The 1,137-nt window shown below is 75.6% G+C and carries 1 protein-coding gene; it reads right to left on the reverse strand.

All coding sequences use genetic code 11. From position 1 onward, the window contains the following. Positions 1–1,137, reverse strand: a 1,137-nt coding sequence (locus IF37_RS40330; RefSeq protein ID WP_216725875.1) for a hypothetical protein, incomplete at both ends; no start/stop codon positions are given.

Raw genomic sequence — 1,137 nt, forward strand, 5'->3', positions numbered from 1 at the left:
GGTCGGAGGTGGTGGGCAGGGCGGGTGCGGGGGTGTCGGACGGGCCGGTGGCGGAACGGGGGTCCCCGGTGGGACTGCTCTGCGTGGCGGGGCGTGGGCTGCCGGCGTCCGCAGCGCCGCCCCGGGCGCCGGGGTCGCGGGGGGCGGGCAGGGGAGTGGTGCGCGCGGTGGTGAACGCCTGCTGGAAGGCGTTCTCGTGGCGGGCCTCGTGGTGGAGCCAGGCGGTGAGTTCCTCTTCGCCGGCCGGGCGGAGGGCGGGGTCGGCGTCGGTCTGGATCCGGTCGTGGACACGCAGGGTGTCTGCGCGGAACTCCTCGCCGAGCCGCTCCAGGGTGGGTTCGTCGACGTCGTAGTGGTGGGCGGGGCTGTCGGGGTGCCCGGCCAGGGCGTGGAAGTCCTGGCCGGCCCGTTCCAGGACCGTCTGGCGTTCGAACTCGTGGACCATGCGCCGGGGCAGGTCGGCGTGCAGGGCGTCCAGGCTGTCCTCAAACGGCCGGGACGGCACCGCGTCGCCGGCCGCGAGCCCCGTGGTGTCCTGGGCACCCGCGCCCTCCGGCCGGGGCGGGCGGCGGAAGTCGTGATGGCCCTGATGGCCGAACCAGTCCGCGTCGACGGCCCGCTCGACGTCCTTGTCGAAGGCCGCGGCCAGCCGCTCCCGGCCGGCCTCACCCAGCGGCGCGCCCTGGGCGACACTGTCCTCGAAGGCGTCCGCCGCCCGGTGGAACAGGTCACGGGCCTGCCCCATCCGCTCCTCACGGACCTGGGTGTACTCAAGACGCGCCAGGACAGCGCGCTCCCCGGTCGCCTCGCGCACATACTGCTGCCAGCCGGTCTCGAACCCGGCCGCGTCCGCCTCCCCCAGCCGCCCGCGCAGTTCCGCGTGCGCGGTGCGCAGCTGCTCGGCCAGGTCCGCCCGGGCCCGCTCCACCACCGGATCGGACAGCTCGCGGCCGATGCCCCTGACCTGTGCGGTGAGGTCGTCGAAGGCGGCCAGCCCGGGCGCGACCTGCCTCTCGCGCACCGCCAACTCGTCGATCCGCCGCGGCAGCTCGTCGTACATCCGGGTCAGGTGCGCGTCCAGTTCCCGACGCGCGGCAGGCGTGTCCGGACCACCGGCCCGGTAGGCATCCTCAACCG

This window comes from Streptomyces sp. NRRL S-31 (assembly GCF_000718775.1).
Taxonomy (GTDB): domain Bacteria; phylum Actinomycetota; class Actinomycetes; order Streptomycetales; family Streptomycetaceae; genus Streptomyces.